Genomic DNA, 1,521 nt, shown 5'->3' on the forward strand with positions numbered 1-1,521 from the left:
CAGAGAACAGCTGCCTCAGCGAACCAAAATCTTGAATAAGGAAATCGGCCAACTCAATCACGTTCATGCCTTCCGTACCCGTACGGAGGAATATCGCCAGTAATTCGGCATCGGTTAACGCCTGCGGCCCACGTTGCAGAAGTTTCTCTCGTGGCATCGACTCATTTGGCAAAGCTTTGAGTATCATCGGAACTCTCTTTGAAGGTAAGAATCCCTATTCCACAAAACAGAAAGCGAAAGTCGAGGGTGACTTTCGCTTTCTTCGTTCCACTCTGATTTTATGTGCAATTTAATGGTTCATCAGAGTTTAAAGTTGCCGACCAGATCGCGAATTTCCGTGCTGGATTGTGACAACTGAGTGCTGATCGGTTCTGCGTGTTGCAAGGTGTCATTGATGTTGTTGACGATCTGTTGAATCGCCACCAAGTTCTGGTTGATGTCTTCCGCCACCGCACTTTGTTCTTCTGCCGCTGATGCGGTTTGAATTCCCATATCGCGAATTGTACCAATAGAATGGTGAACACCAGACAGAGACTGTTGAATCAGTGCCGACTCTTCAGCCGTTTTCACGCCGCGTTCTTGACTGGCGGACATGGTCGTGACGGCTCGAGATACACCACTTTGTAGCTGTTTAAGCATATCGCCAATTTCATGAGTGCTATTTTGCGTACGGCTCGCTAGTGAACGTACTTCATCGGCCACCACTGCAAATCCACGCCCTTGCTCGCCCGCTCGCGCGGCTTCAATTGCCGCATTGAGCGCCAATAAGTTGGTCTGCTCAGCAATCTCGCCAATCACATCCAATACTTTGGTAATCTGCTCCGTTTGCTGACTCAACTCAGAGATAGCATCCGATGTGCTGTTGATCTCTGTAACCAACTCAGTAATGCCTTGAATCGCTTGTTCAACCTCTCGCTGGGCTTCGGTGACCTGATCGTTCGCATCGTCAATGGCCTGCGCAGTGGCATTTGTATTGCTTGCGACTTCTTTTGCCGTCATGCTCATCTCTGTTACGGCCGTCACCACTTTATCCGTTTCCAAACAGTGACTCTGCATTTGACCGCTCGCTGTGCGCGTTTGATCATTCAGTTCTTCAGAAACTGTTTGAACGGCAGAAGCAGATCGATGAATGTCCTGCATCAGTGGGTGAAGTTTATCCATAAACTCATTAAAGGCAGCCGCGACTTCGCCAACTTCGTCTTTACTTTCCACTTTTAGACGCGCAGTTAAGTCACCGCCACCCGCAGCAACATCTTTGAGAGAATCGGCGACGTGCTGAAGTGGTTTAATGCCTTTCGAAACAGCAATGCTGGTTAAGATGCTGGTAATAATCAGGCCAATCACCGAGATTGTCACCGCAGATAAAGTGTGTTGATTTAACTCTTGCGTGCGCAATTCACGCTGCATGGCAACTTGTTGGTCGATGTCATCAATGTAGATCCCAGTACCAAGCACCCAGTCCCATTTTTGTAGATACTCAGCGTAACCCAATTTCGGTGCCTGAGCGTTGATGGTTGGTTT

2 protein-coding genes are annotated in these 1,521 nt (G+C 48.5%); both read right to left on the reverse strand.

Features of this window, described 5'->3' with window-relative positions:
- The coding region (locus tag R7093_RS23925) for a UPF0758 domain-containing protein (RefSeq protein ID WP_318146849.1) at positions 1-187 on the reverse strand (187 nt) is incomplete at its 3' end.
- Positions 188-300: 113 nt separating this feature from the next.
- The coding region (locus R7093_RS23930; RefSeq protein ID WP_318146850.1) for a methyl-accepting chemotaxis protein at positions 301-1,521 on the reverse strand (1,221 nt) is incomplete at its 5' end.

It is taken from the genome of Vibrio sp. 1580 (genome assembly GCF_033340055.1).